The organism is Lysinibacillus sp. NPDC097287, from assembly GCF_044761695.1.
Classification (GTDB): domain Bacteria; phylum Bacillota; class Bacilli; order Bacillales_A; family Planococcaceae; genus Lysinibacillus.
Genome location: NZ_JBIWCX010000035.1, coordinates 1 through 2180 on the forward strand (window position 1 = coordinate 1; position 2180 = coordinate 2180).

Below are 2180 nucleotides of genomic sequence, written 5' to 3' on the forward strand. Positions count from 1 at the left end.
ACCCACTTGCCCTTCTCGTATCTACACGACCCGGAGTGGCACGCGTGCGCACGCTGCTCGTCGTCGTTGCGCACGATGAGCATGCGAGTGAGGCTGGTTATGTCCTTCTCGCTGATTGCGCGGTTCTCCGCTTGCCAGGCGCGCGCCAGTCGAGTCGCTTGTTTTTCCGCAGCGCGAAGCGCTTGTCGATAGGTCATCGCCCATCTGGGCATCAGCTTGCGAATCGATCCGAGTGTCGGGTTCATCCGTGTGTGCATGTGTACTCCTCCCTATGTAGTGCTCCGCGTGCTACCAAAGTTTCGGCAGGTACCCGGCGGGGTTTATGAGTCTCGTCGATCGTTGTCTTTTTGCATTGATTCCACGAGTTGCTCGACTTGTTGTATTTGTTTAGTGGTCAGTTTTTTGTACTTTGTCCGAAAATACGTCGGCAGACTCGGAAGTGGTCGTCCGGTCGTTTTCCAGTGAGCTTCGTAGAACTGCTCGACATCCACGTCGAGGGCGTCAGCCAGGCGCTGCATGAGCGTGGGCGTGATATCGCTTATCTCACCCGTCTCTATGCGGCGGATATTGGTGTGATTGACCCCGCTGCGCTGTTCAAGAGTATAACGGTTAATCTTCTTCTCAGTGCGAAGAGCGATAAGAAGTTCCGAGAGTGGTGTGGGTGTGGGTGTATCGGGCATTTCAATTTCCTTCGTTTCTATTTTCTCAGGAAATGTCGTTTCGGGCAATAGTTGCCCGAATTATTGGAATGATTATCTGTTGAAGATATGCACACCTTCTCGGCCATCGATGACATCCCATTCCATTCGGAACATACTTTCTAATTCCGAATAGTCGATCGAGACGTACGAGCCCATGCCGGAGTGTTCGCGAAACTTTTCGAGTTGCTCGGGCCAGCCCATATCCTCGACGAAACTGTCCACGAAGGCCGCCAATGACGCGTAGGTGCCTTGGAAGCAGTCTTCGAAGCCGTTCATGCTCGCTTGTCCGGTGCCGACCAAGTCGATGTATGCGGCGAAGGCTTCACCGTGTTCGTCAATACCGGCAGCAATCGCGTGAACCGTCTCGATGCTCTCGTATTCGTGGACTTCGAAGCCGCCGAAGCCCTCGTAGTCGTGAATGGCGAATTCCTCAGCGCCCGGATCGCGGGACTGCGCCAGCATGGCGGTGATCTGTTCGTGGATCTCGCTTTGATCGAGTCGGGCATCGATCCATTGGCCGTGAAGGTATCCGTTGTTGTAGTCGCTCAGTGAGGCGACGTAGATGGACGGAATGGTCTTCGGTGCAGATTCGGTTTCCTGGCGCTGCTCCTTTGGTAGTTGTTCCATGGCGGTGTTCTCCTTTATTTAGTTAGGTTGCGGTGCTGTTGGATTCGAAGATGGGCCTGTTCGGCGTAGTCGGGATTCAGCTCGATGCCGAGCCAGTCGCGGTGGTGTAGTTCTGCGGAAATGGCGGTGGTGCCAGAGCCCATGAAGGGATCGAGCACGACCCCGGGCCGCCACGGCTGCCCCGTGCAGTCGCACTGAGATTGCAGTGGGCCAGTACGGAGTTTCCGTCCTCCGTTGTCGATCAAAGCCCGCCTCCAGGGGAGGTCACACGTCGCGCACACCCGTTCAGGACAGCCGGCCAAGATCGCCCGTTCGGCCAATGCAGCTGGAAAGGTTGCGAAGTGAGCGCCTCGGTAATTTGCGGTTGGCAGCGCCCAGACATCCCCAGGCGACTTGCCGAGTGGATGCGCGCTGAGGCCACGCTCTTTCATGGCGTCGAGCCCTTTGTTCCTGTCGACCTGACGATCGACGGGTACTGCGTTGATCGGCGGATAGCCACTGGACGAGCGACGTGCCGGGTTACTTTTGGCCGTCGTGGCGGGCATGCGTATGGCGTCGAGGTCGAAGAAGTATCGCGGCGACCTGGCCAGCAGTAGAACGACTTCATAGGTGTTGCTCAGGCGATCGGAGACGCTCGACGGCATCGGGTTTTGCTTCGCCCACACGACGACGTTGCGGACGATCCAGCCGTCTGCGGCGAGTGCGAGGGCGAGCTTTTGGGGTCCGAGAAGCAGGCTCTTTTTGAGCGCGCCTTCTCTCGGATGCGCAGCGTAGGAATCGCCGACGTTGAGCCAAAAAGTGCCATGCGGACGAAGGACCCGACGAATGTCGCGGGCCACCACTTGCAGTTCG

General features: G+C 57.4%; 4 protein-coding genes. All 4 read right to left on the reverse strand.

Annotated elements, in window-relative coordinates; translation table 11 throughout:
* Positions 1–257, reverse strand: a 257-nt coding sequence (locus ACIQ2D_RS21750; RefSeq protein ID WP_402867387.1) for a hypothetical protein, incomplete at its 3' end; no start/stop codon positions are given.
* A 63-nt stretch (positions 258–320) separates the two neighbouring features.
* Positions 321–728: a helix-turn-helix domain-containing protein gene (locus tag ACIQ2D_RS21755; protein ID WP_402867388.1), complete on the reverse strand. Its 408-nt coding sequence runs from the start codon at positions 726–728 to the stop codon at positions 321–323.
* A gap of 24 nt (positions 729–752) precedes the next feature.
* Complete coding sequence (locus tag ACIQ2D_RS21760; protein ID WP_391590614.1) at positions 753–1328, reverse strand: antirestriction protein ArdA; 576 nt, start codon at positions 1326–1328, stop codon at positions 753–755.
* A gap of 14 nt (positions 1329–1342) precedes the next feature.
* The coding region (locus tag ACIQ2D_RS21765; protein WP_402867389.1) for a DNA-methyltransferase at positions 1343–2180 on the reverse strand (838 nt) is incomplete at its 5' end.

What these genes read in the sequence shown, in the direction of transcription:
- ACIQ2D_RS21760 (WP_391590614.1), bottom strand. Translation starts at nt 1,328, where the DNA reads ATGGAACAACTACCAAAGGAGCAGCGCCAGGAAACCGAATCTGCACCG.